Source organism: Haloarcula sp. MBLA0138, assembly GCF_055632455.1.
On the sequence record NZ_CM145746.1, the window covers coordinates 1,565,610 to 1,591,202 of the forward strand.

General features: G+C 68.6%; 29 protein-coding genes. 10 read left to right on the top strand and 19 right to left on the bottom strand.

The features are described from left to right. Positions 1-42: 42 nt before the first annotated feature. The gene (locus ACV7JO_RS08305) at positions 43-678 is read right to left on the bottom strand and encodes an FAD-dependent oxidoreductase (RefSeq protein WP_470352940.1); all 636 of its coding nucleotides are present in this window, start codon (positions 676-678) and stop codon (positions 43-45) included. Between the two features lie 141 nt (positions 679-819). Between ACV7JO_RS08305 and ACV7JO_RS08310 the strand changes: the two genes are divergently transcribed. The 3 genes from ACV7JO_RS08310 to ACV7JO_RS08320 all read left to right on the top strand — a co-directional run bounded on the left by ACV7JO_RS08310 (position 820) and on the right by ACV7JO_RS08320 (position 4,936). After that, positions 820-2,601, top strand: a complete 1,782-nt coding sequence (locus ACV7JO_RS08310) for a 2-oxoacid:acceptor oxidoreductase subunit alpha (protein ID WP_470352941.1) — start codon at positions 820-822, stop codon at positions 2,599-2,601. Next, on the top strand, positions 2,598-3,461 hold the full coding sequence (locus ACV7JO_RS08315; RefSeq protein WP_470352942.1) for a 2-oxoacid:ferredoxin oxidoreductase subunit beta: 864 nt from the start codon (positions 2,598-2,600) through the stop codon (positions 3,459-3,461). The genes ACV7JO_RS08310 and ACV7JO_RS08315 overlap by 4 nt, the downstream gene beginning before the upstream one ends. 107 nt (positions 3,462-3,568) lie before the next feature. After that, on the top strand, positions 3,569-4,936 hold the full coding sequence (locus ACV7JO_RS08320) for a cryptochrome/photolyase family protein (protein ID WP_470352943.1): 1,368 nt from the start codon (positions 3,569-3,571) through the stop codon (positions 4,934-4,936). Positions 4,937-4,963: 27 nt separating this feature from the next. Here the strand turns inward: ACV7JO_RS08320 and ACV7JO_RS08325 are convergent, their stop codons facing one another. After that, positions 4,964-6,139 carry a hypothetical protein gene (locus ACV7JO_RS08325; RefSeq protein WP_470352944.1) on the bottom strand — a complete coding sequence of 392 codons (1,176 nt, stop codon included), beginning with the start codon at positions 6,137-6,139 and terminating at the stop codon, positions 4,964-4,966. 99 nt (positions 6,140-6,238) lie between these two features. Here ACV7JO_RS08325 and ACV7JO_RS08330 point away from each other — a divergent pair, with 99 nt between their 5' ends. The 3 genes from ACV7JO_RS08330 (at position 6,239) to ACV7JO_RS08340 (ending at position 8,766) form a co-directional block, all read left to right on the top strand. Beyond that, on the top strand, positions 6,239-7,474 hold the full coding sequence (locus tag ACV7JO_RS08330; protein WP_470352945.1) for a digeranylgeranylglycerophospholipid reductase: 1,236 nt from the start codon (positions 6,239-6,241) through the stop codon (positions 7,472-7,474). Positions 7,475-7,535: 61 nt separating this feature from the next. Further along, positions 7,536-8,255 carry an NAD(+)/NADH kinase gene (locus ACV7JO_RS08335; protein ID WP_470352946.1) on the top strand — a complete coding sequence of 240 codons (720 nt, stop codon included), beginning with the start codon at positions 7,536-7,538 and terminating at the stop codon, positions 8,253-8,255. A 49-nt stretch (positions 8,256-8,304) separates the two neighbouring features. After that, positions 8,305-8,766 carry a DUF7313 family protein gene (locus ACV7JO_RS08340; RefSeq protein ID WP_470352947.1) on the top strand — a complete coding sequence of 154 codons (462 nt, stop codon included), beginning with the start codon at positions 8,305-8,307 and terminating at the stop codon, positions 8,764-8,766. Between the two features lie 193 nt (positions 8,767-8,959). Here the strand turns inward: ACV7JO_RS08340 and ACV7JO_RS08345 are convergent, their stop codons facing one another. The 8 genes from ACV7JO_RS08345 to ACV7JO_RS08380 form a co-directional block, all read right to left on the bottom strand. Then, complete coding sequence (locus ACV7JO_RS08345) at positions 8,960-9,229, bottom strand: DUF7314 family protein (RefSeq protein ID WP_470352948.1); 270 nt, start codon at positions 9,227-9,229, stop codon at positions 8,960-8,962. Next, positions 9,222-9,521 (bottom strand): DUF7315 family membrane protein, encoded by a 300-nt coding sequence (locus tag ACV7JO_RS08350; RefSeq protein WP_470352949.1) that lies wholly within the window; start codon positions 9,519-9,521, stop codon positions 9,222-9,224. The genes ACV7JO_RS08345 and ACV7JO_RS08350 overlap by 8 nt, the downstream gene beginning before the upstream one ends. 118 nt (positions 9,522-9,639) lie before the next feature. Continuing rightward, positions 9,640-10,410 carry a cytochrome b family protein gene (locus ACV7JO_RS08355; protein WP_470352950.1) on the bottom strand — a complete coding sequence of 257 codons (771 nt, stop codon included), beginning with the start codon at positions 10,408-10,410 and terminating at the stop codon, positions 9,640-9,642. Positions 10,411-10,414: 4 nt separating this feature from the next. Next, the gene (locus tag ACV7JO_RS08360) at positions 10,415-11,218 is read right to left on the bottom strand and encodes a cytochrome b (protein WP_470352951.1); all 804 of its coding nucleotides are present in this window, start codon (positions 11,216-11,218) and stop codon (positions 10,415-10,417) included. Positions 11,219-11,221: 3 nt separating this feature from the next. Beyond that, positions 11,222-12,088, bottom strand: coding sequence for a ubiquinol-cytochrome c reductase iron-sulfur subunit (locus ACV7JO_RS08365; RefSeq protein ID WP_470352952.1), 867 nt, complete (start codon positions 12,086-12,088; stop codon positions 11,222-11,224). A 1-nt stretch (position 12,089) separates the two neighbouring features. Further along, positions 12,090-12,509, bottom strand: coding sequence for a DUF7318 family protein (locus ACV7JO_RS08370; RefSeq protein WP_470352953.1), 420 nt, complete (start codon positions 12,507-12,509; stop codon positions 12,090-12,092). Further along, complete coding sequence (locus ACV7JO_RS08375) at positions 12,509-13,171, bottom strand: halocyanin domain-containing protein (protein ID WP_470352954.1); 663 nt, start codon at positions 13,169-13,171, stop codon at positions 12,509-12,511. The genes ACV7JO_RS08370 and ACV7JO_RS08375 overlap by 1 nt, the downstream gene beginning before the upstream one ends. 60 nt (positions 13,172-13,231) lie before the next feature. Continuing rightward, positions 13,232-14,152, bottom strand: a complete 921-nt coding sequence (locus tag ACV7JO_RS08380; RefSeq protein ID WP_470352955.1) for a DUF7319 domain-containing protein — start codon at positions 14,150-14,152, stop codon at positions 13,232-13,234. A gap of 86 nt (positions 14,153-14,238) precedes the next feature. On the opposite strand from ACV7JO_RS08380, the gene ACV7JO_RS08385 reads away from it, so the two are divergent. Next, positions 14,239-14,721: a DUF7321 family protein gene (locus ACV7JO_RS08385; protein WP_470352956.1), complete on the top strand. Its 483-nt coding sequence runs from the start codon at positions 14,239-14,241 to the stop codon at positions 14,719-14,721. A gap of 15 nt (positions 14,722-14,736) precedes the next feature. Here the strand turns inward: ACV7JO_RS08385 and nth are convergent, their stop codons facing one another. The 4 genes from nth to ACV7JO_RS08405 form a co-directional block, all read right to left on the bottom strand. Continuing rightward, complete coding sequence (gene nth, locus ACV7JO_RS08390; RefSeq protein WP_470352957.1) at positions 14,737-15,420, bottom strand: endonuclease III; 684 nt, start codon at positions 15,418-15,420, stop codon at positions 14,737-14,739. 52 nt (positions 15,421-15,472) lie between these two features. Continuing rightward, positions 15,473-15,925: a peroxiredoxin family protein gene (locus ACV7JO_RS08395; RefSeq protein ID WP_470352958.1), complete on the bottom strand. Its 453-nt coding sequence runs from the start codon at positions 15,923-15,925 to the stop codon at positions 15,473-15,475. Between the two features lie 180 nt (positions 15,926-16,105). Further along, a complete protein-coding gene (locus ACV7JO_RS08400; RefSeq protein WP_470352959.1) occupies positions 16,106-16,393 on the bottom strand; it encodes a hypothetical protein in 288 nt (95 codons plus the stop codon). A 14-nt stretch (positions 16,394-16,407) separates the two neighbouring features. Further along, positions 16,408-16,932: a DoxX family protein gene (locus ACV7JO_RS08405; RefSeq protein ID WP_470352960.1), complete on the bottom strand. Its 525-nt coding sequence runs from the start codon at positions 16,930-16,932 to the stop codon at positions 16,408-16,410. A gap of 206 nt (positions 16,933-17,138) precedes the next feature. On the opposite strand from ACV7JO_RS08405, the gene ACV7JO_RS08410 reads away from it, so the two are divergent. Next, positions 17,139-18,599, top strand: coding sequence for an RtcB family protein (locus ACV7JO_RS08410; RefSeq protein WP_470352961.1), 1,461 nt, complete (start codon positions 17,139-17,141; stop codon positions 18,597-18,599). Positions 18,600-18,612: 13 nt separating this feature from the next. On the opposite strand, the gene ACV7JO_RS08415 is transcribed toward ACV7JO_RS08410, so the two are convergent. Next, positions 18,613-19,752 carry an acyl-CoA dehydrogenase family protein gene (locus ACV7JO_RS08415; protein ID WP_470352962.1) on the bottom strand — a complete coding sequence of 380 codons (1,140 nt, stop codon included), beginning with the start codon at positions 19,750-19,752 and terminating at the stop codon, positions 18,613-18,615. A 96-nt stretch (positions 19,753-19,848) separates the two neighbouring features. Between ACV7JO_RS08415 and ACV7JO_RS08420 the strand changes: the two genes are divergently transcribed. Continuing rightward, positions 19,849-20,658 carry an RIO1 family regulatory kinase/ATPase domain-containing protein gene (locus ACV7JO_RS08420; protein WP_470352963.1) on the top strand — a complete coding sequence of 270 codons (810 nt, stop codon included), beginning with the start codon at positions 19,849-19,851 and terminating at the stop codon, positions 20,656-20,658. 31 nt (positions 20,659-20,689) lie between these two features. On the opposite strand, the gene ACV7JO_RS08425 is transcribed toward ACV7JO_RS08420, so the two are convergent. From ACV7JO_RS08425 to ACV7JO_RS08435, 3 genes are all read right to left on the bottom strand, one after another. Next, positions 20,690-21,241, bottom strand: a complete 552-nt coding sequence (locus ACV7JO_RS08425; RefSeq protein ID WP_470352964.1) for an FAD-dependent oxidoreductase — start codon at positions 21,239-21,241, stop codon at positions 20,690-20,692. 79 nt (positions 21,242-21,320) lie between these two features. Next, a complete protein-coding gene (locus ACV7JO_RS08430; RefSeq protein WP_470352965.1) occupies positions 21,321-21,806 on the bottom strand; it encodes an SRPBCC family protein in 486 nt (161 codons plus the stop codon). A gap of 66 nt (positions 21,807-21,872) precedes the next feature. Continuing rightward, on the bottom strand, positions 21,873-23,129 hold the full coding sequence (locus ACV7JO_RS08435; protein ID WP_470352966.1) for a Glu/Leu/Phe/Val family dehydrogenase: 1,257 nt from the start codon (positions 23,127-23,129) through the stop codon (positions 21,873-21,875). 137 nt (positions 23,130-23,266) lie between these two features. Here ACV7JO_RS08435 and ACV7JO_RS08440 point away from each other — a divergent pair, with 137 nt between their 5' ends. Next, on the top strand, positions 23,267-23,716 hold the full coding sequence (locus ACV7JO_RS08440) for a MaoC family dehydratase (RefSeq protein WP_470352967.1): 450 nt from the start codon (positions 23,267-23,269) through the stop codon (positions 23,714-23,716). Here the strand turns inward: ACV7JO_RS08440 and ACV7JO_RS08445 are convergent. After that, complete coding sequence (locus tag ACV7JO_RS08445) at positions 23,711-25,507, bottom strand: acyl-CoA carboxylase subunit beta (protein ID WP_470352968.1); 1,797 nt, start codon at positions 25,505-25,507, stop codon at positions 23,711-23,713. The two genes, ACV7JO_RS08440 and ACV7JO_RS08445, sit on opposite strands and share 6 nt — an antisense overlap. Between the last annotated feature and the right edge of the window lie 86 nt (positions 25,508-25,593).

The following is a 25,593-nucleotide window of genomic DNA, read 5'->3' on the forward strand; positions in this document are numbered from 1 at the left end:
GGAGCGCTTGGCGAGCGACGAGTATATGTCTTACCGCCGCCCTCAGCCGAAGTTCTCGACCTTCGCGTCGTCGGCGTCGACGCCGGCCGCTTCGAGCGCTGCCGTCGCCTCGTCGAGGAACTCCGCGAAGCCGTAGACGAACACCTGTCCGCCGTCGGCGGTGGCGTCGGCGACGGCGTCGGTCAGCGGGTCGTCGCCGCCGAGGACGGTGACGTGTGCGCCCCGCTCGCGGAGGGTTTCGAGCCGGTCGGTGTGGAGGGGACTGTCGTCGCGGTAGACCACGGCGGCGTCGTTGCCGTCGTCCAGCGCGCGCTCGGCGATGCCGACGGCGGGGCCGATGCCGGGGCCGCCGGCGAGCAGGACCGGGCGGGACTCGCCCTCGTAGTAGTCCGAGCCGAAGGGGCCGGCGACGCGGACGGTGTCGCCGGGTTCCAGCGCCGCGAGCAGGGGAGCCACGTCGCCGTCGGGGTCGACGCCGACGGTTACCTCGAACGTCCCCGCGACGGTCGGCGAGGAGATGGTGTAGAAGCGGGACTCGTCGTCGCCGTCGACCGACAGCGTCAGTTTGACGAACTGACCCGGCCGGGCGTCGAACTCGTCGGGCGATTCGAAGTCGATAGCGACCGCGTCGGGACCCGCGTCCGAGACGGCGGTGACGGCGAGTGAACGTTCGTCCATGTCGGGCCCGTAGCGGGGGCCGGCTAAGGGGGTTTCGGTCGATTCTGCCGGGAGATAGTATCGGTTTATCCACATCCGAGTTCACGCGCGCGGGCGCATGCAGAAGGCTTTTCCACCCCGACGAGCTATCCGTGCGGTAGTATGCCAGACGACCTCAACTGGGCCATCGGCGGGGAAGCCGGCGATGGAATCGACTCAACCGGGAAGATATTCGCACAGGCGCTCTCCCGGGCCGGTCGACACGTCTTCACATCCAAGGACTTCGCGTCCCGGATTCGGGGCGGCTACACCGCCTACAAGGTCCGGACCTCGGTCGACCGCGTCGAGAGCGTCGTCGACCGACTCGACATCCTCATCGCTCTGACCGAGCGGACGGTCCACGAGAACGAGGACGAGCTCCACGAGGACTCGGTGGTCATCTACGACGGCGAGCGCTCGACGATGCAGGACGTCGAGGTGCCCCACGGGGCGACCGCGCTGGAGGTCCCGCTGAAGGCACTGGCCGAGGAGGCCGGCGGCGCAATCATGCTGAACGTCGTGGCGCTGGGCGCGGCGTGTGAGGTCACCGACTTCCCCATCGAGAACCTCGACGAGAGCCTCAAGAAGCGCTTCGGCGACAAGGGCGAGGCCATCGTCGAGAACAACAAGCAGGCCGCGCGCAAGGGCCGAGACTACGTCCGCGAGGAGTTCGAGGTCGACGACTTCGGCTACGAACTGGAGACGACCGACGAGGACTACGTTCTGCTCAACGGCGACGAGGCCATCGGGATGGGCGCTATCGCCGCCGGCTGTCGGTTCTACGCCGGCTACCCCATCACGCCGGCGACGGACGTGATGGAGTACATGACCGGGCGCGTCGACCAGTTCGGCGGGAAGGTCGTACAGGCCGAGGACGAACTCGCGGCCATCAACATGGCGCTGGGCGCGGCGCGGGCCGGCGCGCGCTCGATGACCGCCACCTCCGGACCGGGCATCGACCTGATGACCGAGACGTTCGGACTCGTGGCGACCAGCGAGACCCCCCTGGTCATCTGTGACGTGATGCGGTCGGGGCCCTCGACCGGGATGCCGACCAAGCAGGAACAGGGCGACCTCAACATGGCGCTGTACGGCGGCCACGGGGAGATTCCCCGCTTCGTCGTCGCGCCGACCACGATTTCGGAGTGTTTCTGGAAGACCGTCGAGGCGTTCAACCTCGCCGAGAAGTACCAGACGCCGGTGTTTCTCGTCTCCGACCTCGCGATGGCGGTCACCGAGCAGACGTTCACGCCCGACACCTTCGACATGGACGAGGTCGAGGTCGAACGCGGGAAGGTCGTCGACGAGGACGACGTCGACGCGTGGCTCGACGAGCAGGGGCGCTTTCAGGCCCACTTCCCGGCGGCCGACGGGGTCTCCCCGCGGGCGTTCCCCGGGACGACCGACGGCGCGCACATGACCACCGGCCTCGAACACGACGAACTCGGCCGCCGGACCGAGGACACCGAGGTCCGCCTCGAACAGGTCGACAAGCGCGAGCGGAAGGTCCAGACCGCCCGCGAACAGGAGGAGTTCGACTATCGCGAGTTCGGCGACCCCGAGGCGGACACGCTGGTCATCTCGTGGGGCTCCAACGAGGGCGCGATACGGGAGGGCATGACGCTCCTCGAGGAGGAGGGCCACGACGTGCGGTTCATCTCCGTCCCCTACATCTTCCCCCGGCCGGACCTCAGCGACGCCGTCGAGGCCGCCGAGGAGGTCATCGTCGTCGAGTGTAACGCGACCGGGCAGTTCGCCGATGTCATCGAACACGACGTGTTGGAGCGGGTCGACCGCGTGAACAAGTACAACGGCGTTCGGTTCAAGGCCGACGAACTGGCCGAGGAAATCAAGGCGACACTCGCCGGCGAGGCCGCCGGCACACAGGAGGTGGAGGCAGAATGAGCTCCGACGTTCGATTCACAGACTTCAAATCCGACAAGCAACCGACGTGGTGTCCCGGCTGCGGTGACTTCGGGACGATGAACGGCATGATGAAGGCGCTGGCCGAGACGGGGAACTCCCCCGACGACACGTTCGTCGTCGCCGGTATCGGCTGCTCGGGCAAAATCGGGACGTACATGCACAGCTACGCGCTGCACGGCGTCCACGGCCGCGCCCTGCCGGTCGGCATCGGCGTGAAGATGGCGAACCCCGACCTCGAAGTGATGGTCGCCGGCGGCGACGGCGACGGCTACTCCATCGGGGCCGGCCACTTCATCCACGCCGTCCGCCGGAACGTCGACATGACCTACGTCGTCATGGACAACCGCATCTACGGGCTGACCAAGGGGCAGGCCTCGCCGACCTCCCGCGAGGACTTCGAGACATCGACCTCGCCCGACGGGCCCCAGCAGCCCCCGGTCAACCCCAAGGCGCTGGCGCTGTCGGCCGGCGCAACGTTCATCGCACAGTCCTTCAGCTCGAACGCTCAGCGCCACGCCGAAATCGTCCAGCAGGCCGTCGAACACGACGGCTTCGGCTTCGTCAACGTCTACAGCCCCTGCGTGACGTTCAACGACGTCGACACCTACGACTACTTCCGGGACGCCATCGTGGACTTGGACGAGACCGACCACGACCCGGCGAACCGCGACCAAGCCAAGGACAAGATTCTGGAGAGCGACAAGGAGTACATGGGCGTCCTCTATCAGGACGAGGACTCCGTGGGCTTCGAGGAGCGCGAGGGCGTCGAGGGGTCGATGGCCGAGATTCCCGACGGCGCGCCCGAGGGCGCGATGGACCTCGTCCGCGAGTTCTACTGACGCCGCAGGGGTTCGCGCCCGCTTCGCCGGCGCGTTCCGGTGTCACACCGTCGCACACCCAACAGCGTTGGGACAGCAGCCAAGCCGGGGCCGGCCGTACCCGTGGTATGCACGTCTTCTGGCACCAGCGGGACCTCCGGCTTCCGGACAACCGCGGACTGGCGCGCGCGGCCGAGGGCGACCGAGTGGTTCCGGTCTACGTCGTCGACGACGACGTTCTGAGCGAGGTCGGCCAGCGCCAGCGCGCGTTCTTCGCTCGCGGCGTCCGAGAACTGAAACGCGCCTACCGGGAGCGCGGGAGCGACCTGCTGGTCCGGTCGGGCGCGGCCGCGGAGGTACTCCGGGACGTGGTCGCCGAGTACGACGCCGCCCGCGTGTTCTACAACGACCACTACCGGCCCGCGCGCCGGGACCGACAGCGACGGGTCGACGACGCCACCCCGACCGAATCGGTGACCGACCTCGTCCTCGTCGACCCCGCGGCGCTCGACGAGCGCTACGAGAACCACAGCCGCTTTCACGACGACTGGGAGGCCCGCGAGAAGCTCCCGCCGGCCGACGCGCCGGACGCGGCGTCGCTGGCCGACGTCTCGGACTCGGAACCGGTGCCGGACGCCGAGGCGGACATCGACCTGCCGCCGGCGGGCTACGACGCCGCCCGCGAGCGCTACGACCGCTTTCTCGACGAGGGTATCGCCACCTACGCCGAGACGCGGGACGACATGAGCGCGGCCGTCGACCGCCCGACGAGCGCCGTCTCGCGCATGTCGCCGTACCTCGCTGCGGGGATGATCGGCGTCCGCGAGATGTGGCGAGACGCCACCGAGCGCTACCGCGACGCCGACGACGAACGACGCAACGTCGGGAAATACCGCTACGAACTCACGTGGCGCGAGCAGAACTACCACCTGCTGTACCACACCCCGACGCTGCTGACCGAGAACTACGTCGACTTCCCGAACCGCATCGAGTGGGAGAACGACCCCGAGGCGTTCGCGGCGTGGAAAGACGGCGAGACCGGCTATCCGCTGGTCGACGCCGGGATGCGCCAACTGAACGCGGAGGGGTACGTCCACAACCGCCCCCGGCAGAACGTCGCCTCCTTCCTGACGAAACACCTGCTGGTCGACTGGCGGACGGGCGCGCGGTACTTCGCGGAGCAGTTGGTGGACCACGACCCGGCCTCGAACTACGGGAACTGGCAGTGGACCGCCTCGACGGGGACCGACTCCGTCGACGTGCGTATCTTCGACCCCATCGCCCAGATGCACAAGTACGACGCCGGCGCGGACTACGTCACCGAGTACGTCCCCGAACTGCGGGACGTGCCGCCGGGGAAGATAGTGGACTGGCCGACGCTGTCCGCCGCGGAGCGCGCGGAACTCGCACCGGCCTACGCCGACCCCATCGTCGACCGGGACGCGGCCTACGAGCGCGCTCAGCGGGTGTTCGAGCGGGCGCTCGGCAAGCGGTAAGACGCTCGAAAAGCGGTAGCCGGGCGCTCAGCGGACGCGGTCGTGACCCGGCAGCACGCTCGGGTCGCCCGAGCGGTAGATGTACTCGGCGGCGATGCCGGTCAGCGGCGAGTCGGCCGCCGTCGCGGCCGCCTTGGCGAGGTCGAGGTACCGCTCGGTCACGTCGACGACCCGGCGGTAGCCGGCCTCCTCGTCGGGGGCCAGCAGGTACTCGGCGGTGACCGGCGTGAGTTGTCCCTCGCGGCGGTCGTCGGGGTAGTCGTCCACGTCGTCGAGCCACACCTGCGCGCCGATTATCGCCAACACGATGGCCTTGGCGAAGGCGTCCTCGATTTCAATCCCGGCGAGCCGGTAGAGGTCGAGCATCCCGTCGTAGAGGACGCCGACGCGGGCGTACTGGGTTCTGCTGTATGGGAGGGCCCGCTCGCGCTCGCCGAAGGTCGGCGGGGCCTCGTCGTAGCCGGCGAACTTGTACTCCTCGCGTATCGCCGTCAGCGCGTCCTCGTCGCCGTCTTCGGCGGCGCGCATCCGCTCGCGGAAGTAGTCGTCGCGCTCTTGGTGGGCCTCGCTGTAGTCGACCGCCCACTGGTAGGCCTCGGCGACGGCGGGTGGCATATCGTCGAGCAGGCCGTCCAGATGCGACTGGAGGGCCGACTGGGCCACCTCGGCGACGCGGCGGCGGTCGGCCGCATCGGCGTCGAAGTCGACGGCGAAGTCCTCGAACTCGTCGTCGTTGATGGCGTCGCGCATGTCCCCGTCTATCAGCGCCTCGATGGACAGGCGGGTCATCTGCTCGCCGCGGACGACCATCTCGCGAGGGGTGAGTTCCTGTGCCGGCCCGCGTTCGAGCGCCGCCGCGTCGACCGCGGGGACACCGGTGGCGACGGTCTCGGTGACCGGGTCGCCGTCGGCCCGCCGCCGGGCGTTGCGGTAGACGTACCCCAGCGTCAACTGCGCCGGGAGCGTCAGCTTCGTGTCGTAGCTAAAGGACACCGGGTGGCCGAACTCCGCTTCGAGGGCGTCCTCGACGCGGGCCATCACGTCGGCGACCATCCGCTCCGTCCGCTCGTCGGTCTCGGACTTCAGCGAGAGGCTCCGGTAGTCGAACACGCCGGCGTCGGCGTAGTAGCCAAGCACCGCTCGGAGCGCGGTCGGGAGGCGGCGACTGTCGGCGAGCGCGCCCGCACCTGTCTTCAGGACCATCGCGTGTCCCCGCATGTGACGGGCGGCGTCTTTACCCTTTCGAGACCGGGAACGTGCGGATTCAGCAAGGTTGATTACGTACAGGTGTAACCCACGATTATGCGCGACCGTTTCGACGTGGTTATCGCCGGGGCCGGCCCTGCCGGGGGGCAGTGCGCCCGGGACTTGGCCGAGCGTGGCTACGACGTCCTCGTGTTGGAGACGGAGGCCGAGGCGGAGTTCCCGCGCCAGAGTAACAAGTCCACCGCCGGCACGTTCCCGTCGATGATGACCGCCTTCGGTGTCCCCGACGACGTGGTGATGAACTACACCGACAACGTCGTCTTGGAGTCCCCGAACGACCACTACGTCCGCAAACAGACCGGCGCGGTACTGGAGTTCGCCGACTTCAAGCGGTTCCTCGTCGACGACAGCCGCGAGAAGGGCGCGACCTACCGCTTCGACTCGCGGGCCACCGCGCCCATCACCGACGACGGCGACGTGGTCGGGGTCCGCTACGACGGCGACGAGGAGGTGTACGCCGACGTGGTCGTCGACGCCACCGGCCCGGCCGCGCCGCTGGCGAAGAAGTTGGGAGTCAGCGACCTCGAACGCGAGCGACAGGCCATCGGCATCGAGTACGAGTACGAGGGCGTCGACGTGGCCCACCCCGACTACGCCGACCTGACCGACGCGATGATGCTCCGGTTGGACCACGACCTCGCGCCCGGCGGCTACTCGTGGATATTCCACACCGGCGCGGACACCGCCAAGGTCGGGCTCTGCTACATCCAGAACGCCGCCCACCGCGACTACGGCAAGGAGGGGATGGCGATAGACGACTACCTCGACTACTGGCTCGACCGAGACCCACGGTTCGACGACGCCGAGCGCATCTCGGACAAGAGCGCCCACCGCGGCTCGGCCCACATCCAGCCGCCGGGGTCGCTCAGCACCGCCGGCTTCCTCGCCATCGGCGACACCGTCCCCAGCATCGACCCGCTGTGGGGCGAGGGCATCCACAAGGGGATGAAGTCGGCCCGCGCCGCCGCCGCGACCATCGACGCCGCGCTCACGCCCGAGGAACCGGACACCTCCGCCGAGACGATGGCCGTCTACGACGAACTCTGGCACGGCGAGGTGGCCCCGAAGGCCAAGACCCGTATCATGATGACCGAACTCCTCTATCTCGCACCCAACGAGCGATACGACCAGCTGATGGCCGACCTCCAAGCGGCCGACGGCGACACGCTCCGGAAGGTAAACGGCGGCAACAAGCTGGCGATGCGGACGCTGCTCCACCTGAACGACCTGCCGATTCTGGCCCGCTACGCCCGCGAGCGTCTCGGGATGTGAACTCCGCCGCGGGCGGGCGGAGTGCGAGGGTTTTTCCACCGCCGCCGCGGACCCACTCACAATGAGCGACAGCGAGGCTGTCGGCGTCGTCGGCGACGACGACGTGGCCGCCGCGGTGCGTGAGACCGGCCGGACGGTGGCGACGGGGACAGTCGACTCCGTCCCCGAGACCGACCGCGTCGTCGCCGTCGGCTTCGAGGCCGTCCGGGCCGTCGCGACCGGCGACCGCGACCCGCTGGTGGTCCCCGTCGCGGCCGGGCGCGGACTGCGCTCGGTCCCGCGAGAGCGCGTCGTCGACGCCGTGGCCGGCCTCGACGACGCCCGGGTCGAACGCCACCCGGTCCTGGCGGTCGAACGCGGGGGCTGCCGCCGGTCGCCGGCGGTCCGGGACGTGACGCTGGTGACCGCCGACGCGGCGCGCATCTCGGAGTACGCCGTGAGGTCCGGCCCGGAGCGGGTCGGTCGCTTCCGCGCCGACGGCGTCACGGTGGCGACGGCCGCGGGCTCCCCGGAGTACGCGCGCCGCGTCGGCGGGCCGGTGCTTGCCCCGGGCGAGGCGGTGGCCGTCACCCCCATCGCGCCGTTCGCGACCGACCCCGACCACTGGGTCGTCGCGGCCGACGACCTGACCTGTTCGGTCGAACGCGACGAGGCGACCGTCGCACTCGTGGTCGACGGCACGCGCGTCGGGACGGTCGCCGACGGCGAGGCTGTGACGCTCGCCCGGACCGGGACGCTCCGGGTCGCGGTGGGTTCGGCGAGCCGGATGCGGTTCCGGTAGCCCACCGCGAGTGGAAAGACACTAATGGGATTCGGACTGAGATGCAGATATGCAGCCATCCGTAACCCTCTTCGGGCCGTTGGACGCCATCATGGGGAGTCCCGCTCCCGGCGGCGTGCTCCTGATAGAGTACGTCCTGCTCGTGCTGGTGGTTGCCAACTTCGGGACGCGACATCTGGCCCACAGACGGCACAAGAAACAGTACGAGGACGGCGGCTCCGAGGCCATCAGCCGCCACCCCGTCCACACGGCGAGCAACGTCGTGCTGGTGCTCACGTCGTTTTTCTACATGACGCTGGCGGCACACGGCGGGATGGTCATGTCGACGCTCGTCGTCGGACTGGTCCTCACCGACTTCTTCGAGTTCGAATCGCGCAAGGTCGAAGCCCGCCGCGACCTCGACCTCGACGTGCCGAAAGGCGCAATCGTCGCGGCCGGAGTCCTGTTCCTCTACGCCGGCTACCAGAGCCTGTTCTGGGCCATCAAGGCCCCGTGGTCGGCGGTCGTCTGAACCGGCCCACCGTCTCGGCCCGTGCAGTCACGATAGCGCTTGGACTGCCGAGCAGTGACTCGGTAGCGAACGCGGGACACTCGCAGCACCGGAGCGTGCGACGAGCGACAGCCGACGTTGGCGGGGTCGGAGAACGCTGGTGGGTCGGAAAAAGGCTGGCGGGTCGACGGCGACCGCTTGCGAGCGACGACGGTCAGGCTGACCGCTCGTCGAGATAGTCGCGGAACTCGTCGAGCAGCGGGATGAGGACCCAGAAGGTGAGCGCGCCGGTGACGGCGAACCAGAAGAACGCGTCCATCAGGAACAGGCCGAGTTGGTCGTACACCGTCGGGTTCTCCAGCGTCACCTCGCCGATGAGCTGTGCGCCCTCGAAGCTGGGCGTCCGATACCAGCCGGCGAGACTCATCCAGCCGAGCCCACCGGTCAGGAGGACACCGAGTCCTTTGATGAATTCGTCAGCCATTACCCGATTCTTCGTCACCCTCGTCTTTAGACTTTCCCATTTCCTCGGTCCGGAACCGGGTCGAAAACGCGTAGACTGCGGAGCCGGCGAGGATGAGTCCGATGCCGCCGACGCCGAGGGGAACGTCTATCTCGGAGGCCGGGACCGACGCCCGCTGGGTCGCGGCGTCGATGAGAACGAACCCGACGACGACACACAGGACGGCAAACAGCGTCGAGAACACCGTCACCGTCTTGTACACGCGCAGCGGCACCACCACGTCGCGCCGGTCGGACTGTGGGCCCTCCGTCATTGGTGGCTGTAGGGACGGGAACTACTTTACTGCGGCGAGAGCGCAGTGCTGTCGCTGAGTGTCGGGGCGTACCAGACCGAGAAAGCGGCCGGAGAACAGACGGAGCGGGAGGCCGGCGTTACTTCGGCGGCCGGAGCCGGTAGTACCGGCGGTTGAGGTCGAACATGTAGCCCTCGCGCATCGACTTCAACACGGCGTAAGTGAGGGTGCCGGTGATGATGGGGACGAGGAACGTCAGGTCGAACAGCAGGTGGGAGTCCATCGGGATGAGGTTCTTGATGGACAGCGCGGCGATGGTCAGGCTGAAGATGACGCCGGCCATCCCGACGGCGGCCCAGAAGGGCTGCTCGACGGGTCGCCGGGCAGACCCCTTGTTGAGGAAGGGGACGATGGCGACGAAGCCGACCACGACCACGTTGGCGATGACCCCGTAGGTCCGGTCGGCCATGAGCTTCGACCCGCCGAGGATGGCGAGGTTGGGGTTCAGCGGGCCGAGCTTCAGGAGGCCGAACGACCAGTAGAGGTACCAGTCCGGCAGGATGATAGCGGGCGTGACCGCGGAGTTGGCGGCGTTTGGCATCTCCGGCGGAAGCACGGCCGAGACGAACAGTATCATCCCGACGAAGAAGCTCGTCAGCGCGAGGTTCCGGATCATCTCGTGGGGCCACGCCGGGAAGGCAAGCACGTCACGCTCGACGTAGTCGGACTGCTGGCGCAGGTCCTGGTCCTCGCGGCGGGAGCGCTCGAAGTACTCGTAGGTCAGGCGCGCGAGCCCCTGCGAACGCTGTTTGCGCTCGGACCACGTCGGCGTCTCGTCGTCGGGGGCGACGATGCCGGGTCCCGAGCCGTCTGTGCGAACGTCGTCGGTGTCGGTGTCGTTGTCGCTCATGGTTTCAGTGGGGTTCCGCGATGCCTTGCATCCAGACGATGCCGATGTGGACCGCGATGACGCTGGTCGTGATGAAGGGCAGGAGGAACACGTGCAGGATGTACATCCGCTGGAGCGTCGACTGCGAGAGCGTGAAGCCGCCGAACATCAGCTGTGCGACCCACTCGCCGATGAGCGGGATGGACAGCGACATCTCGACGCCGATCTGGCCCGCCCAGTAGGAGAGCTGACTCCACGGGAGCAGATACCCGGTGTACCCGAACACCAGCGTCAAGGAGATGAGGACGATACCGATGAGCCAGTTCAGCTCGCGGGGTTCCTTGTACGCGCCCGTGAAGTAGACGCGCAGCATGTGCAGGAACACCGCCGCGACCATCACCTGTGCGGACCAGCGGTGGACCGAACGCAGGAAGTAGCCGAGATTCAGCTGGCCCATGATGAGCATCACCGAGTCGTACGCGACGGTCGGACTCCCGTTGGCGGCCGCCGCGGCGGGGGCGTAGTAGAAGCCGAGCAACGCGCCGGAGATGGCGGCGACGATGTACGCCACGGTCGAGAACGAGCCGAGGGCGTACAGCGGATACCAGTACCAGAACTTGTTGTCGAGGTTGTACTGCTCGGTGTGGCTCTTCGGCATCTGCATGTTGACCTTGTAGTAGAGGTCCTCGAGGATTTCGAGGTAGTCAACGATGCGCAGCCGCTTGTCGAGCCAGATGAGCGTCGTCAGGTAGATGGACTCGATCGGCGAGAGGTCCCGCGTGTCCATCCACCCTTCGTGGTCGTGTTCGTCTTTGCGTTCTAAGCTCATTGGTTACTCCGTCTGTGGTGGGCGCGGCAGCGCCACGAACGTCTTCTGGACCGGGCTGAACGGGTCGTAGACGGACTGGTGGCACTGACAGTAGATGTCGTTCGCTGCGCCGAAGTTGGCGCTCCCGGACTGGGTCTTGAACCCCGGCACGCAACAGAAGTGCGTACACTTGTTCAGCCACGCGATGAAGCCTTGGTCGGTCGCCTCGGAGATGAACTGCTGGACGGTACCCGGGAGCTCGGAGTACTCGCCTTCGCCGTTTGCCATCCGCTCGACTTCGACCGAGCGGATAGTCTGGACCGGGACACCGCCCGAGCCGTCGTCGTTGGCGCGCCACGTGACGCTCGCGGGCTTCCCGATACCGGCGTTTCCGATGCCGTTGCCCCACTCTTGGTAGTCGTCGAACATGTCGACGGTGAGCGCGGTCCCGCTCTCGTACTCGCCCTGCCACGAGAAGGTCCCGGTGCTGTTGCGGAACGTGTTGTCCCGCTCGGCCTGCGGGTAGATGGCACCGTTGCTCTGGATGCCACAGTACTGGAACCACTGCGAGGAGTAGTCCATCCCGCTGCCGCCGAAGTCCCGAGCGACGGCCGCGCCGGCTTCCGAATCGTACTCGGGCCAGAGCCCCTGTAGCTCGCCGCCGTTGATTTCGATGGGGATGATGGGCATCCCGCGGGGGGCGGGACCGTCGGTGTTCTCGACGCCGATGAAGGGGGTCGTCCCCCCGCCTTCGCCGGCGGCGTCGGTCGTCGCGTCGACGGCGACCGCACCGCCGACGCCGACGGTGGAGAGCGCGGCGCTGCCGACGACGCCTTTCACGAAGCGGCGCCGACCTGTCTCGGCCGGGTACTTGTCTTCGTCTAGTGGCATCTTACTTCTTGTAGTAGGGGTAGACTGCGCGTTTGATTGTCTCTACGAACTTCTCTTGGTCGGCCATCGTGGTGCCGTCGGCGTCGTCCTGCCGGATGTAGAGGTCCTCCCACTTGCGCCGGCGCTTCTTGACTATCATCACATCCGGGAGGAACTCCTTGCGGTACAGCAGCATGATGAACGCTAGGTCGAGGAAGATAGCCGTCAGGACGCCCCCGAGGAACATGTTGGCCTCGATGAGCCGGACGGTCAGCGTCGTCCCGACGCCCGAGGCCCAGCCCGATATCATCCCGAACGTGAACAGCCCGACGAGGACGATCTGGATGACCGTCAGCAGGACGATGCCGACGGCCGCAGCCGTGCTCTCACGGGGCGGCTCGTACCGGTGGATGTCGCCGTAGGTGGAGCCTTCCGAGGCCATCAGTTGTTCCCTCCGCTAGTGTGTGGGGACTCGCCGTACTTCAGTGTGAAGAACGTGAAGATGAGCGGTAGTATGACGGCCAGCCCGGCACCGAAGCCGACGAAGTGTGGCTGGATTGGGACGCCGGCCTCGTGGGGGTTGACCTCGACCGGGCCCCCGCCACCGAGCGTCTGCGTCGGGTACTCCGAGCCGACGACGATGGCACCCTTCATCTGCAGGCCTTCGTGCGGGGAACAGTAGTACGGGTAGATGCCGTCGGACTCGAACGTGTGTTCGTAGTTGACGCCGGCCGACGAGGTGGAACTGCCCGAGTCCAGCGGACCCTCGCCCTGCGAGACCACGTTGTGACCGCCGCCCTCACCGGTCCACTCGAACTGGACCGTCGCGCCGTTGTCGACGTGGACGGCTGGCGGGCCGAACCCGTAGGCACCGCCGTTGGCCTGCACGCCGACCTCGACCGTCACCGTGTCCTGCCCAGTGGCGTCGACGGTGCTGCCGGGGCCGCCGAAGTTCCCGACTTGGTCGAGATAGCCGCCGTAGTCCGGGGCCGTCTGGCCACCGCCGCCGCCCTCCTCTTGGGCGGCGGCCGAACCGGTGGCACTGAGGGCGGCCGCTGTCCCGGCGGCCCCCCCTGCGGTCCGGACGAACTCCCGTCTGTTCATGTACACGTGGGCGTCAGGACCGAGTTTGTATAAACCCACCGAATACACCCGCAGGCGGTGTCACGTCCCGCGTTCGTCGCCCTCGTCGTCCGCGTCGGAACCCCCTCTATTCTGCGGTTCCAGCTCGGGGACGAAGTCGGGCCGCTCGCCGCCGGCCAGCCCGACCGCACGGAGCCTGTCGCGGTACTCCTCCGCGCGGAACTTGTCCGAGAGGCGGGCGTTGGCGACCGTGAAAAACAGGACGAGCGCGACGCCGACGAAGGCGAGGCCGGCGACGAACAGGAGGTAGACGTTCGCCCCGAGCCCGCCGACGACGCCGCCAGCCACGAGGACGCCGCTGCCGAGCAGGGCCAGCCCGGCGAGCAGTTGCGCGCCGGCGATGAACTGGAGCATCCGGTTGCCGAGTTCGCCCCCGCCCTCGGGCACCGCGTCGGGTTCGGGCAGGGGGTTGTCCGGGACCGTCTCGGGCACCTCGTAGGAGTCCATCGAGGCGAGCGCGACGGTCGGTTTCACGTCCCGGAGGACCGTCCCCTCGCCCTCAACGGTGCCGTCCGGATAGACCAGCGCGTACCCCTCGTCGGAGTACGCCAGCACGCGCGGCGGGTCGCGGTGGCGCTCGATTCGGGCGAACACGTCCCGGTTCGCCACCCGGTTCCGGAGGTCCCGGGTCACGCGGTCCAGCAGGTCCGCGCCCGTTATCCACGACTCGTCGTCGAAGGCCACTTCCCACTCCTCGGCGGTCATCTCGGCCATGTCCGCCGGTCCGAAGTCGTCGAAGTCGTACTTTGCCTCGACCTGCTCGCGGAGCGCTTCGGTGTCGAGCCCCTCGTCGTCCGGTGCTTCTGTTTCCGGGTCCGGCGCGGGCCGGTCCTCGCTCGCGCCCGCGTCGGAAGCGCCGTCCGGGGCGTCGGAACCGGAGGCGTCGCTGCCCGCCGCGTCGTCGTCGGACGCCTCGGACGGTGCCGGGTCCGGGTCAGCCATTGCCGGACGTAGGGACTGCTGGGACTTACGCGTTCTGACCTCCGGCATCCGGCACGTTTTAGCGCGCCCTGTCCCAACCGTGGGCCATGGTGTCGGAGACGCTGATTGCGACAGTCGTGCTGGCGTCGGTGACACTGAGCTTCCCCTGTTTCGTCTACGGCGCGTACTACATCATCGAGACCGAGCCGGTGACGTGGGGCGTGTTGATGCACCACCTGAAGTTCGTCGTCACCGGGCTGACGCTGACGACGGTCCCGCTGCTGGTCTGGATGGCCCCGCGCCTGCCGAGCCAACTGGGCGGGCTGTCGGCGGTCCACGCCTACCTCGGCCTGCAGGCGTACGCGCTGCTGGCCTTCGGCGGCACCGGTATCGTCCGCATCCTCCGTGCCAAGCGCCGCCACGACCTCTACAACGACTACGACGAGGACGTGCTGCTCGACGAGATCGGCGACGAGACGTTCGACCACTGGCGAAAGCGGCTCCGCATCGGCGTGTTCGGCTACGTCATCTTCTGGATGCTGGCCTACGTCGTCGGCGTCGCGCGGTACGTGCTCCGATACCTCGGGTGACCGGGCGGCCGTCGCTCACCACGCCTCGCCGCTGGCGAGGTCCACGTCGCTGTCGCCCCGCTCGGAGGGGCAGATGTCGGCGAGGACACAGGCCTCGCAGTCGGCCGACCGCGCGCCACACACCGCCCGCCCGTGGTCGATGAGCAGGTGGGTGAACTGCTGCCACTCGGACTCGGGGACGACGCCCAGCAGGTCCTGCTCGATGGCCTCGGGGCGCTCCTCCTCGGTCAGTCCCAGCCGGCGCGAGAGCCGCTGGACGTGCGTGTCGACGACGATGCCCTCGACGACGTCGTGGCCGTGCTGGAGGACGACGTTGGCCGTCTTGCGGCCCACGCCGGAGAGCTCCGTCAGGGCGCTCATCTCGTCGGGCACCTCGCCGTCGTGTTCGGCGACCAGCCGCTCGCCGATTGCTTTGAGGTAGCCCGCCTTGTTGTTGTGAAAGGTGATGCCGTAGATGTCCTCGGCCAGTTGCTCCTCGTCGGCGTCGGCGTAGTCCTGTGGCGTCCGGTACGTCTCGAAGAGGTCCGCGGTGACCTCGTTGACACGCTCGTCGGTACACTGCGCCGAGAGGACGACGGCGACCAGCAGTTCCAGCCGGTTCGCGTAGTTCAGCGAGATGGTCGAGTCGGGGTACTCCTCGTGGAGCCGGTCGACGATTTCGGCGGCGTGGGCCTCGCGAGAGTCCAGTGGCTGTCCCATGTCCACGGTGCGGGGCGGACGCGACTTCCCGGTGTCGCTCCCGGCGAGCGGGTCACAGCGAGGCGACGGCGTCGCGGACCGGCGTCAGGTCCAGCGCCCCCGCGGCGTCGTCGGCCCACGCGAACCGCACGCGACAGCGCCGGTCGACGAGGAAGGCGGCCCGCCGCGGCTCGTCGTCCGGCCCCCCGAGGCCGAACTGCGCCGCGACGCCGGCGTGGTCGACGAGCAGCGGGAACGGGAGCGAGAGGTCGTCCGCGGCGGCTCGGTGGTCTTCGAGCGCGCCGGGCGCGACGCCGAAGACGGCGACGGCGTCGGTCAGGTCGCCCCAGTCGGTGTCCCGGAGCGCTTCGAGGTACGCCCGGCACCGGGGCTCGGAGTCCGCGGCGTAGAACGCGACCACCACCGGCGCGCGGCTCGCCGCGGCCGAGAGTCGGTACCGGCCCGCGCCGCCGTCAGCGGTGCCGTCGAGGTCGAAGTCGGGCGCTGGTGCGCCGGCGTCGAGCATACCGGAGAGAGCGGCGACGGCGACAAAAGCCTGCCGCGGTCCGCGGACGGACCCGCCCGCTCGGGCGGTCGAAAAGACCGGAAAAACGGGGGTGTCGGCGGCACCGACCGGGTCGTCAGTCAGCGGTCCCGCAGGCCGTCAGTCGACCGGACGCGGGTCGTCAGTCGTCAGGTGGACCCGTCAGTCGGCCGTCGCACGGACCGCCGCGTCGTCCGCGTCTTCGACGGGCGTGACGAGCTTGTACACCGCGTACAGGCCCAATACGACCAGCCCGGCGATGACTAGTCCGGTCCGGATGGTCGGGTCGACCGCCGGGGTGGCGATGACCTCGCCCGCGTCGTTGGTCATCGGGACAGGCCCGTATGGCTGGCCCGCCAGTATCTCCACGATTCCGAGGACGACGACGCCCAGCAGCAGCAGTCCGCCGCTGAGTGCCATCGCCGCCTTGTCGATGATAGTAGTTGGCATATCCTGTCACCTCCTCAGCCGAGGATGTATTTCAGCCGCGGCCGTTGCTTGACGAACCCCAGCTGCTCGATGACGCCGTCGAGGCCGTAGTACCGGCCCGCGCCCAGCACCAGCACCGTCATGAACAGCATGAGGCCCATGAGGTCGCTGTTCACGAGGCCGTGCCCGAAGCTGGCGTTGCCGACCCAGAACAGGGTCATGAAGACGACCCCGCCGAAGGCCGCCAGCCGGGTGAGTGCGCCGGCCATCAGCGCCAGCCCGATGAGCGTCTCGAACAGCGGGACGCCCGGCGCGATGAGCCACGCGAGGTTGTTCCCCATCCACACCGGGATGGGACCGAGCGCCGTGCCGGTCATCTGCTGGAGGTACGCCGGCCCGTAGGTGTAGGCCAGCCCGTCCTCGATGAGCTTCGTCACGCCGGCGTGGAAGAACCACCAGCCGGTGACCACCCGAAGCAGCGCTATCCAGTACGTCGCCCACGGCCCGCCTAGTGCGAACTCGAACCGGTCGTCCAGCGGGTTCGCGGCTTGGTAGGACATCTGTGTCACCTCACATCTGTATCTCCGCCGCGGGAGAGCATATAAACCAGCGCGCGTTCCCATCCCGTGAAAACGCCGTAGGAATTCTGAACGGTCGATATACCACGAAATCGGCGTCAGTCATCCGTTCGGCCGCGGCTTTTTCCGTCCGGCGGCGGCCGCGGCCCACCGTGAGGTTCAAACCCGGTTCCGGACTACCACCGTGTATGGTGCTCGAACTGCGAGGAGAGTGTACGACCGCACGCGTGATGGTCGAGGACGAGTCGCTGCTGGAACGCGAGTGCCGCGAGCAGATACAGACGCTCATCGACCACCCCGCCTTCACCGAGCCGGTCCGAATCATGCCCGACACCCACTGGGGGGCCGGCGCGCCCATCGGCTTCACCATGCCGCTGGCCGACCGCGTCGTCCCCAACATCGTCGGCGTGGACGTGGGGTGTGGGATGTGCGCGACCAACCTCGGGCCGGACCTCCCGCTTTCCGACGCCGAGCGCGAGCGCCGCGTCCGCGAGGCGGTCCCGATGGGCCGGGCCGTCCACGACTACGACGACGCGCCCCATCTCGTCGAGGAGTTCCCCTTCGAACGCGCCACCCGGGTCTTCGAGCGGTTCGACGACGCCTTCCGCGAGCGGTTCGGCGAGGGCATCGACCCCGTCGAGTTCGACTTCGACGGCTACGACGGCGACTACTTCGAGTCGCTGTGTGACCGCGTGCTGGCGGCCCAGCGACAGGGGATGGACCACGTCATCAAGAGCGCCGGGACGCTGGGCGGGGGCAACCACTTCGTCGAGTTCGCGCAGGCCCGCGAATCGGGCGATTACTGGCTGGTCATCCACAGCGGGTCGCGCTATCTGGGGATGTCCGTCGCGCAGTACTGGCAGGGGACGGCAACCGACCGCCGGACCGTCGGCGAACTCCGCGAGCGAATCCCCGACGAGTACGCCGAGTACCTGAAGTTCGACCCCGAGACCGTCGAGTCCCGGGACCTCTACGAGTGGGTCACCGGCGGCAAGGGCGAGTCCCACATCGACAAGGAGCGCCTGCGCCGGGAGCTCGACGGCGGCGAGATAGAGGCCGCCTTCGACGCGCTCGGGCGACTCCAGCGGGCGGTCCACGACGACGACAGCGACCGCGAGACGGAACTGGACTGGCTGGAGGGGCAGGAGGCCCACGGCTACTACGTCGACATGCTGTTCGCCCAGCAGTACGCCCGCTGGAACCGGGAACTGATGGCCGAGGCCGTCTGTGACGCGCTGGGCGTCGACCCCGTCGAGCAGTTCCAGTCGGTCCACAACTACATCGACTTCCGGGACCTGACAATTCGGAAGGGCGCGACGCCGGCCCGCGAGGACCAGCGCCTGCTGATTCCGTTCAACATGGCCGACGGCTCCGTCCTCGCCCGCGGGAAGGGCAACGACGACTACCACCGGACGGCCCCACACGGCGCGGGCCGGGTGATGAGTCGGTCGCGGGCCCACGACGTGGTCGACATGGGCGAGTTCGAGACCGCGATGGACGGCGTCTACTCCGAGTCCGTCGTCGAGGCGGTCCGGGACGAGGCCCCGATGGCGTACAAGGACGCCGACGCGATTCTGGAGGCCGTCCGCCCGACCGCCGAGGTCGTCGAGTGGCTCGACGCCGTCCACAACCTGAAAGCGACCGACTGACCGCGCGCCCCGGCTACAGCCCGAGTTCCCGGCCCAACACGAGCCGCTGTATCTCGCTGGTCCCCTCGCCGATCTCCATGAGCTTCGCGTCCCGGTAGAACCGCTGGGGCGCGAAGTCGGTCGTGTAGCCGTAGCCGCCCAACACCTGCACCGCGTCCTCGGCGACCTCGCGGCATATCTCGCTGGCGTCGAGTTTGGCGAGCGAGGACAGCCGCGTCACGTCCGCCCCGTCGTCGTACATCGTCGCGGCCTTGTGGGTCAGCAGCCGAGCGCGCTCTATCTTGCGGTCCATCTCGACCAGTTTGTCCCGGACGGCGTCGAACGTCGAGATGGGGCGGTCGAACTGCTCGCGCTCGGTGGCGTAGGATTTGGCGGCCTCGTAGGCCCCCTGTGCCAGCCCGACCGAGAGCGCCGCGATGGAGATGCGCCCGCCGTTCAGCGTCGCCAGCGTCTGGTCCCACCCGTCGCCTTCCGCGCCGAGCATGCGGTCCGCGGGGAGTCGGCAGTCGGTGAACTGGAGTTCGCAGGTCGGCGAGGCGTTCAGCCCCAGCTTCTCCCACTCGGTGGTGACTTCCCAGCCGTCGTCCTCGGGCGAGACGATGAACGTCGAGATGCCGTCGTAGCCCGCGTCGGGGTCCGTGACCGCCTTGACCACCACGGAGCCGGCGACGGAGGCGTTGGTGATGAACTGCTTGGTGCCGTTCAGGACGTAGGCGTCGCCGTCGCGCTCGGCACGGGTGTCCATGTCGCTGGCGTCGCTCCCGCTCTCGGGCTCGGTCAGCGCCCACGCGCCGAGGTGGTCGCCGGTCGCCAGCGGCTCCAGCCACCGCTCGCGCTGGGCGTCCGTGCCGAACGACTCGATTGGCTTGCTCCCCAGCGAGACGTGCGCGGCGTAGGAGAGGCCGACGGCCCCCGAGACCCGCCCCAGTTCCTCACAGACCAGCGCGTACATGAGTTGGTCGCCGCCGAGCCCGCCCCACCGCTCGTCGACCGGGACGCCCATCACGTCCAGAGCCGCCAGTTCCTCGAACACCTCGCCCGGGAACCGTCCCTCGTCCTCGATGTCCTGTGCGATAGGAGCGATCTCTTCCTCGCAGAACTCCCGAACGGAGTCCCGTATCAGCCGGTGTTCGTCGGGCAGCGAGAACTCCATGGGCCGATATACGTCCCCTGTCACCATATACCACGGGGTCGGCCGGGACCGTCGGGGACACAAGCCATTTGCCACCCCCGCCCCTCTGGTCGTGGCATGGCCTTCCGTCGACTGGTCCGCGGGACCGTGCCGTGGGACCAGCTGGAAGGCGTCGCTCGGGCGGTGATGGCCCGCTACGGCGCGTCCGACGCCCGCGTGACCTTCCTCGAAGCGGACAACTGGCTGTCGACGCCGTTCGTCGTCGACGAGGAGTGGTTCGTGAAGCTCATCACCCAGCAGAACTCGCTGGTCCACGCATTGCTGACGACGGGGCGAAACCTCGGGGCCTTCTCGTCGGGGACGGAGGGGTTCTTCGAACACTTCGGAACGCCCTACGAGATGGCCGAGCACGAACTGGCCGCCACCGAGCGGATGCGCGAACTCGGCGTGAACGCCCCCGAGCCCATCGAGGCCTTCGAGTACGAGGGGATGGGCGTGCTGGTGTTCGAGTACCTCCGGGAGTTCGAGCCGCTAGACGCGCTGGCCCCCGACGCCATCGAGGCCCACGCGCCGGCGGTGTTCGAGTACCTCCACCTGATGCACGAGGACGGCCTCGCCCACGGCGACTTCCGGTGTGAGAACGTCCTCGTGGCCGACGGGGAACTCTACTTCATCGACGCGACCAGCGTCCGCGAGGACGCCATCGCCGACGCGCGAGCGTACGACGTGGCCTGTGCGCTCGGCGCGCTGGAGCCACTCGTCGGCGCGCCCGAGACGGTCGGGGCGGCCGCGACCCACTACACGACCGAGGAGCTACTGGCCGCCGAGGAGTTCCTCGATTTCGTCAACCTCCGGCCGGACCACGACTTCGACGCGGCCGCGATACGCGGTGCCGTCGAGAAGCGGGCGGCTGGTACCGGCTCCTGACCCGAGAAGCGAGTGGCCGGAACGACCCGACTTACTCCGCGTCGGCGGGCGTATCGAAGTCGTGGAAGTGTTCGCCTTTCTCCTTCGAGAGGATGTCGAGCGCCGCCGCGGCCCCGTCGCCGGCGGCGATGATGGCCTGCCACTCCTGGTCACGACACATCGCACCGGTGGCGTAGACGTCGTCGACGCTGGTCTCCATGGAGACGTTGACCGACACCACGTCGCCGTCGAACGAGCAGTCGAGCGACTCCGCCAGCGAGCGGTCGCTCCCCGTGGCGAGGACGAGGTAGTCGGCCGACACCTCGCCGTCGGGCGTTTCGGCGGTGAAGCCGTCGTCGGTCGACTCGACCGCCGTCACCTCGCCGTCGCGGCGGTCGACGCCGAACTCCGCGACCTGCTCGCGGGCGTCCTCGATGAACTCGGTGCCGTCCTTGGACTCGATGCCGAGGTAGTTGAACAGGTGGGCCTTGTGCATCCACGTCTCGTCGGTGTCGTAGACGACCGTGTCCAGACCGTTCTTCGCCGTGAACAGGCCGGCGCTCAGGCCGGCCGCGCCGCCGCCGACTATCAGTACGTCGGTCATACACGAAACACCGGCGCACGGACGGATAAAGGCACGCGTGTGCCGCCAGCGTACACACTCGGCGACCGATAACGGGCAGTCAGTCCTCCAGCAGTTCGCGGGTCCGGCGGTGCCGGTAGCGGAACATCGGCTCGAAGCCCAGCACGCCCAGCGGACCGACCGCGCGGCCGAGCGGCCCGCCCGGGAGTTCGTACTCGACGTGGTCTTCGACGACGGTGGCGTCGGGGCCGTCGGCGTAGAAGCGGTGGGTGTGTTCCCAGTGGGGGAACGGCCCCTCGGCCATCACGTCGCGGAACATCGCCTCGTCGTCGCCCGTCTCGCGGGCGACGATGTCCGAGACCCACCGCTGGCGCGGCCCGACGCCGAACGGCTGGACCGTCGAGACGACCGTCGACCCCGCCGCCAACACCTCGGGGTCCGACTCGCCGTCCGGGCCGCGCTCGTCCTCGATTCGGAGGTGCATCCAGTCCGGCGTCAGCGCGACCAGTCCGTCGCCGGTCGAGTGAAACGCGACGACCTCGTCGAGCGGGGCCGCGACGCGGACCCGCCGCTCGTAGGTGTCCATGCCCCTGCTAGGGGCGAGAGCGGCAAAACGTCGTGGGTGGCGGCGACCGCCCGCGACCGGGGCCGGTCAGGGCCAGATACCGCCTTCCTCGGTCGCCGAGACGACCCGGCGGATGGCGACGACGTACATCGCCGTCCGGAAGGTCTCGGTGTCGGTCGACTCGTAGGTGTCGACGAGGTCCTCGAAGGCGTTGGTGATGACCGTCTCCAGTTCGTCGTTGACCCGCTGTTCGGACCAGTAGAACCGCTGGCGGTTCTGGACCCACTCGAAGTACGAGACGGTGACGCCGCCGGCGTTGGCGAGGATGTCGGGGAAGACGTACACGTCGCGGTCGGCGAGTACGTCGTCGGCGTCGGGCGTCAGCGGCCCGTTGGCGGCCTCGACGACGACCTCGGCCTGCACGTCGCGGGCGATGTCCTCGTCGATGGCGTTTTCCAGCGCCGCGGGCACCAGCAGGTCCACGTCCATCGTCAGCAGTTCCCGGTTGGTCAGCTCTTCGCTCGCGCCCTCGAACCCCGAGAGCGACCCGGTCTCGCGCTTGTGGTCCTTCGCGGCCTCGGTGTCCAGTCCGTCGGGGTGGTAAACCGCCCCGGAGGAGTCGGAGACGGCGACCACGTCCGCGCCCAGTTCGTCGATGAGCGTCGCCGCCACGGAGCCGGCGTTGCCGTACCCCTGTACGGCGACGGTCGCGCCATCGACGGCGCGGTCGAGGTAGTCGAAGGCCTCGCGGGTGACCAGCATCACCGAGCGCCCCGTCGCCTCGACGCGGCCCTCGCTGCCGCCCGACTCGGGCGCTTTGCCGGTGATGACGCCGGGTTCGGTGGTGTCTTCCAGCGTCTCGTAGGTGCTCTTTATCCAGTTCATCTCCCGCTGGCCGGTGTTGACATCGGGGGCGGGGATATCCTTGTCCTCGCCGATGAACGGCCGTAGTTCCGTCGCGAACGAGCGGGTGATGCGCTCCATCTCGTCGTCGGAGTAGTTCCGGGGGTCGATGCGGATGCCGCCCTTGCCGCCGCCGTAGGGGATGTTGACGGCGGCGCACTTGTACACCATCCACCCCGAGAGGGCCTTGACCTCGTCGCGGGAGACCTGCGGGTGGTAGCGGATACCGCCCTTGTAGGGGCCGCGGTCGCCGTTGAACTGCGAGCGGAAGGCCGTGAACACCTCGACGGAGCCGTCGTCCATCTCGACCGAGAGCGTCGTCTCCAGCACTCGCTCGGGATGTTTGAGCCGTTCGAGCACGTCGGTCGGGTACTCCAGATAGGCGGCGGCGTCGTCTATCTGCTCCCGGAGGCTCTCGAACGGGTTCACCTCGTCGGACATGCCCTAGCAGTCAGTCAGCATCGACAAAAGAATACCGACGGACGTGACCGGGATACGACGGTCGAGGTGGGTTCGTGCGGCTCACACCGGGTCGCGCGGGCCGCACCGATAAGGGAACGGGGCCCGTCGGTCCGCCCATGCCCGGCCTGTACTACGAGGAGTTCGAGGAGGGCGAGACGATACGCCACGAGAAGCGCCGCACGATAAGCGAGAGCGACAACCAGCGGTTCTGCGACCTGACGATGAACCAACAGCCCCTGCACTTGGACGCCGAGTTCGCCGCCGGGACGGAGTTCGGCGAGCGCGTCGTCAACGGCCTCTACACGCTGTCGCTGGCGGTCGGGCTGACGGTCCCGGACACCACCGACGGGACCGTCGTCGCCAACCTCGCGTACGACGCGGTCGAACACCCCGCGCCGGTGTTCCACGGCGACACCATCCGGGCGGAGACGACGGTGCTCGACACGCGGCTCACGAGCGACGGCGACCGGGGCGTCGTCACGATGCGGGTCGACGCCTACAACGGGGACGACACGCTCGTCTGTACGTTCGAGCGGACCGCGCTGGTCGAGCGGGCCGAGTCATAGCACTGTCCCGTGTTTCTTCTCGGGGCGTCGCTTCTCTACGTCCTCGTACAGTTCGTAGCGCGCGGCGAGTTCGGCCCGCAGGTCGCCGGGGGGAACTATCTCGTCGATGACGACCTCGCTGGCCGCCCGGTGGGCGTCGATGTCCTCGCGGTACTGCTCGCGGAGTTCCCGCTCGCGCTCGGCGCGCTCCTCGGGGTCGTCGATGGCGTCCAGCTTGTTGGCGTAGACGGCGTTGATGGCCGCTTCCGGGCCCATAATGGCAATCTCCCCGCTCGGGAGCGCGAGCGTCGCCTCCGGGTCGTAGGCGGGGCCGGACATGGCGTAGATGCCCGCGCCGTAGGCCTTCCGGACGACGACGCACTGTTTCGGCACGGTCGCCGCAGAGGTGGCGTATATCATCTTCTTGCCGGCTTCGAGGATGCCCTCCTTCTCGACATCCGAGCCGGCCATGAACCCCGGCGTGTCACAGAGGTACAGCAGCGGGACGTTGAACGCGTCGCACTTCCAGACGAACTCGGCGGCCTTGCGGGCGGAGTCGGGGAAGATAGCGCCCGCGCGGCGCTCGGGCTGACTGGCGACGACGCCCACCGGACGGCCGTCGAGCCGGGCGAACCCGGTCAGGATTTCGGGGCCGTACTCCGGTTGGAGTTCGAGGAAGGAGTCGGCGTCGACGACCCGCTCGACGACCCGGCGCATGTCGTAGCCCTTGTTGGGTTCGTCCGGGACGACGCCGTCGATGCCCTCGGGCGGCCGTTCGGGGGCGGTCGGCGAGCGACGCGGCGGGCGCTCGTCGCAGTCGTCCGGGAGATACGAGAGGAGGGCGGCGACGAGTTCGCGGGCGTGTTCCTCGTCGTCGGCCACGAGGTCGGCGCTGCCGGAGTGGCGGGCGTGGACCTCGGGACCGCCCAGTTCGGCCAAGTCGATGTCCTCGCCGGTGACCATCTCGACCATCCGCGGCGAGGCGATGGCGAGGGCGCTCATCCCGCGGACCATCACGGTGAAATCCGAGAAGACCGGCGTGTACGCCGCGCCGGCGATGCAGGGACCGTAGAGGACGCATATCTGGGGGACCGCCCCCGAGAGGCGGGAGTGGTTGTAGTAGAACTTCCCGATGCCCTCCCGGTTGGCGAAGAAGCCGCGCTGGCGGTCGATGCGGCCGCCCGAGGAGTCGACGAGGTACAGCAGGGGGCGGCCGGCCTTCAGGGCGCGCTGTTGCAGGCGGAGGAACTTCTCGACGCCGCGCTCGGCGATGGAGCCGGCCTTCACCGTGAAGTCGTTGGCGGCGACCGAGACCTGCCGGCCCTCGAAGGTAGCACCGCCGGTCAGCAGGCCGTCGGCCGGGAGGCGGTCGCCGTCGGCGTCCCCGGCGCTGTCCCCGCCCGTCCCGTGCCACGCGTCGAAGTTGGCGAACCGGCCGTCCTCGAAGTCGAGGCCGCCCTCGCCGAACCACAGTTCGAGGCGGTCCCGGACGAACAGTTTGCCCTGCTCCGCGAGGCGGTCGCGGTACTTCTCGGGCCCGCCGCGTTCGATGTCGGCTATCTCCTCTCGGAGGCGGCGCTCGCGGTCGGTCGGTCCGGAGTCGGGGTCGCCGTCGGTCGCCCCGTCCGACGCCCCGGTGCGGTCCGTCGGCTCGTCCGCGCCGTCGGACGTGACCTCCCTGACGAGCGTCGGCTCGGCGGCGTCGCCGACGTACACCTCGACGGTGTGGCCCGACCCGACGTGTTCGGCGACGGCGGCGGCGATAGCGGACGCCTCCTCTCGGCTCGCGTCCGCGGCGATACGTACCTTCATACCACACCACACGGACTCCGGGACCACAGTAGTTACCCCTGTGTCCGCCCCGCGATTATCAGAGTTCGTAATCCCGCCGAGCGATT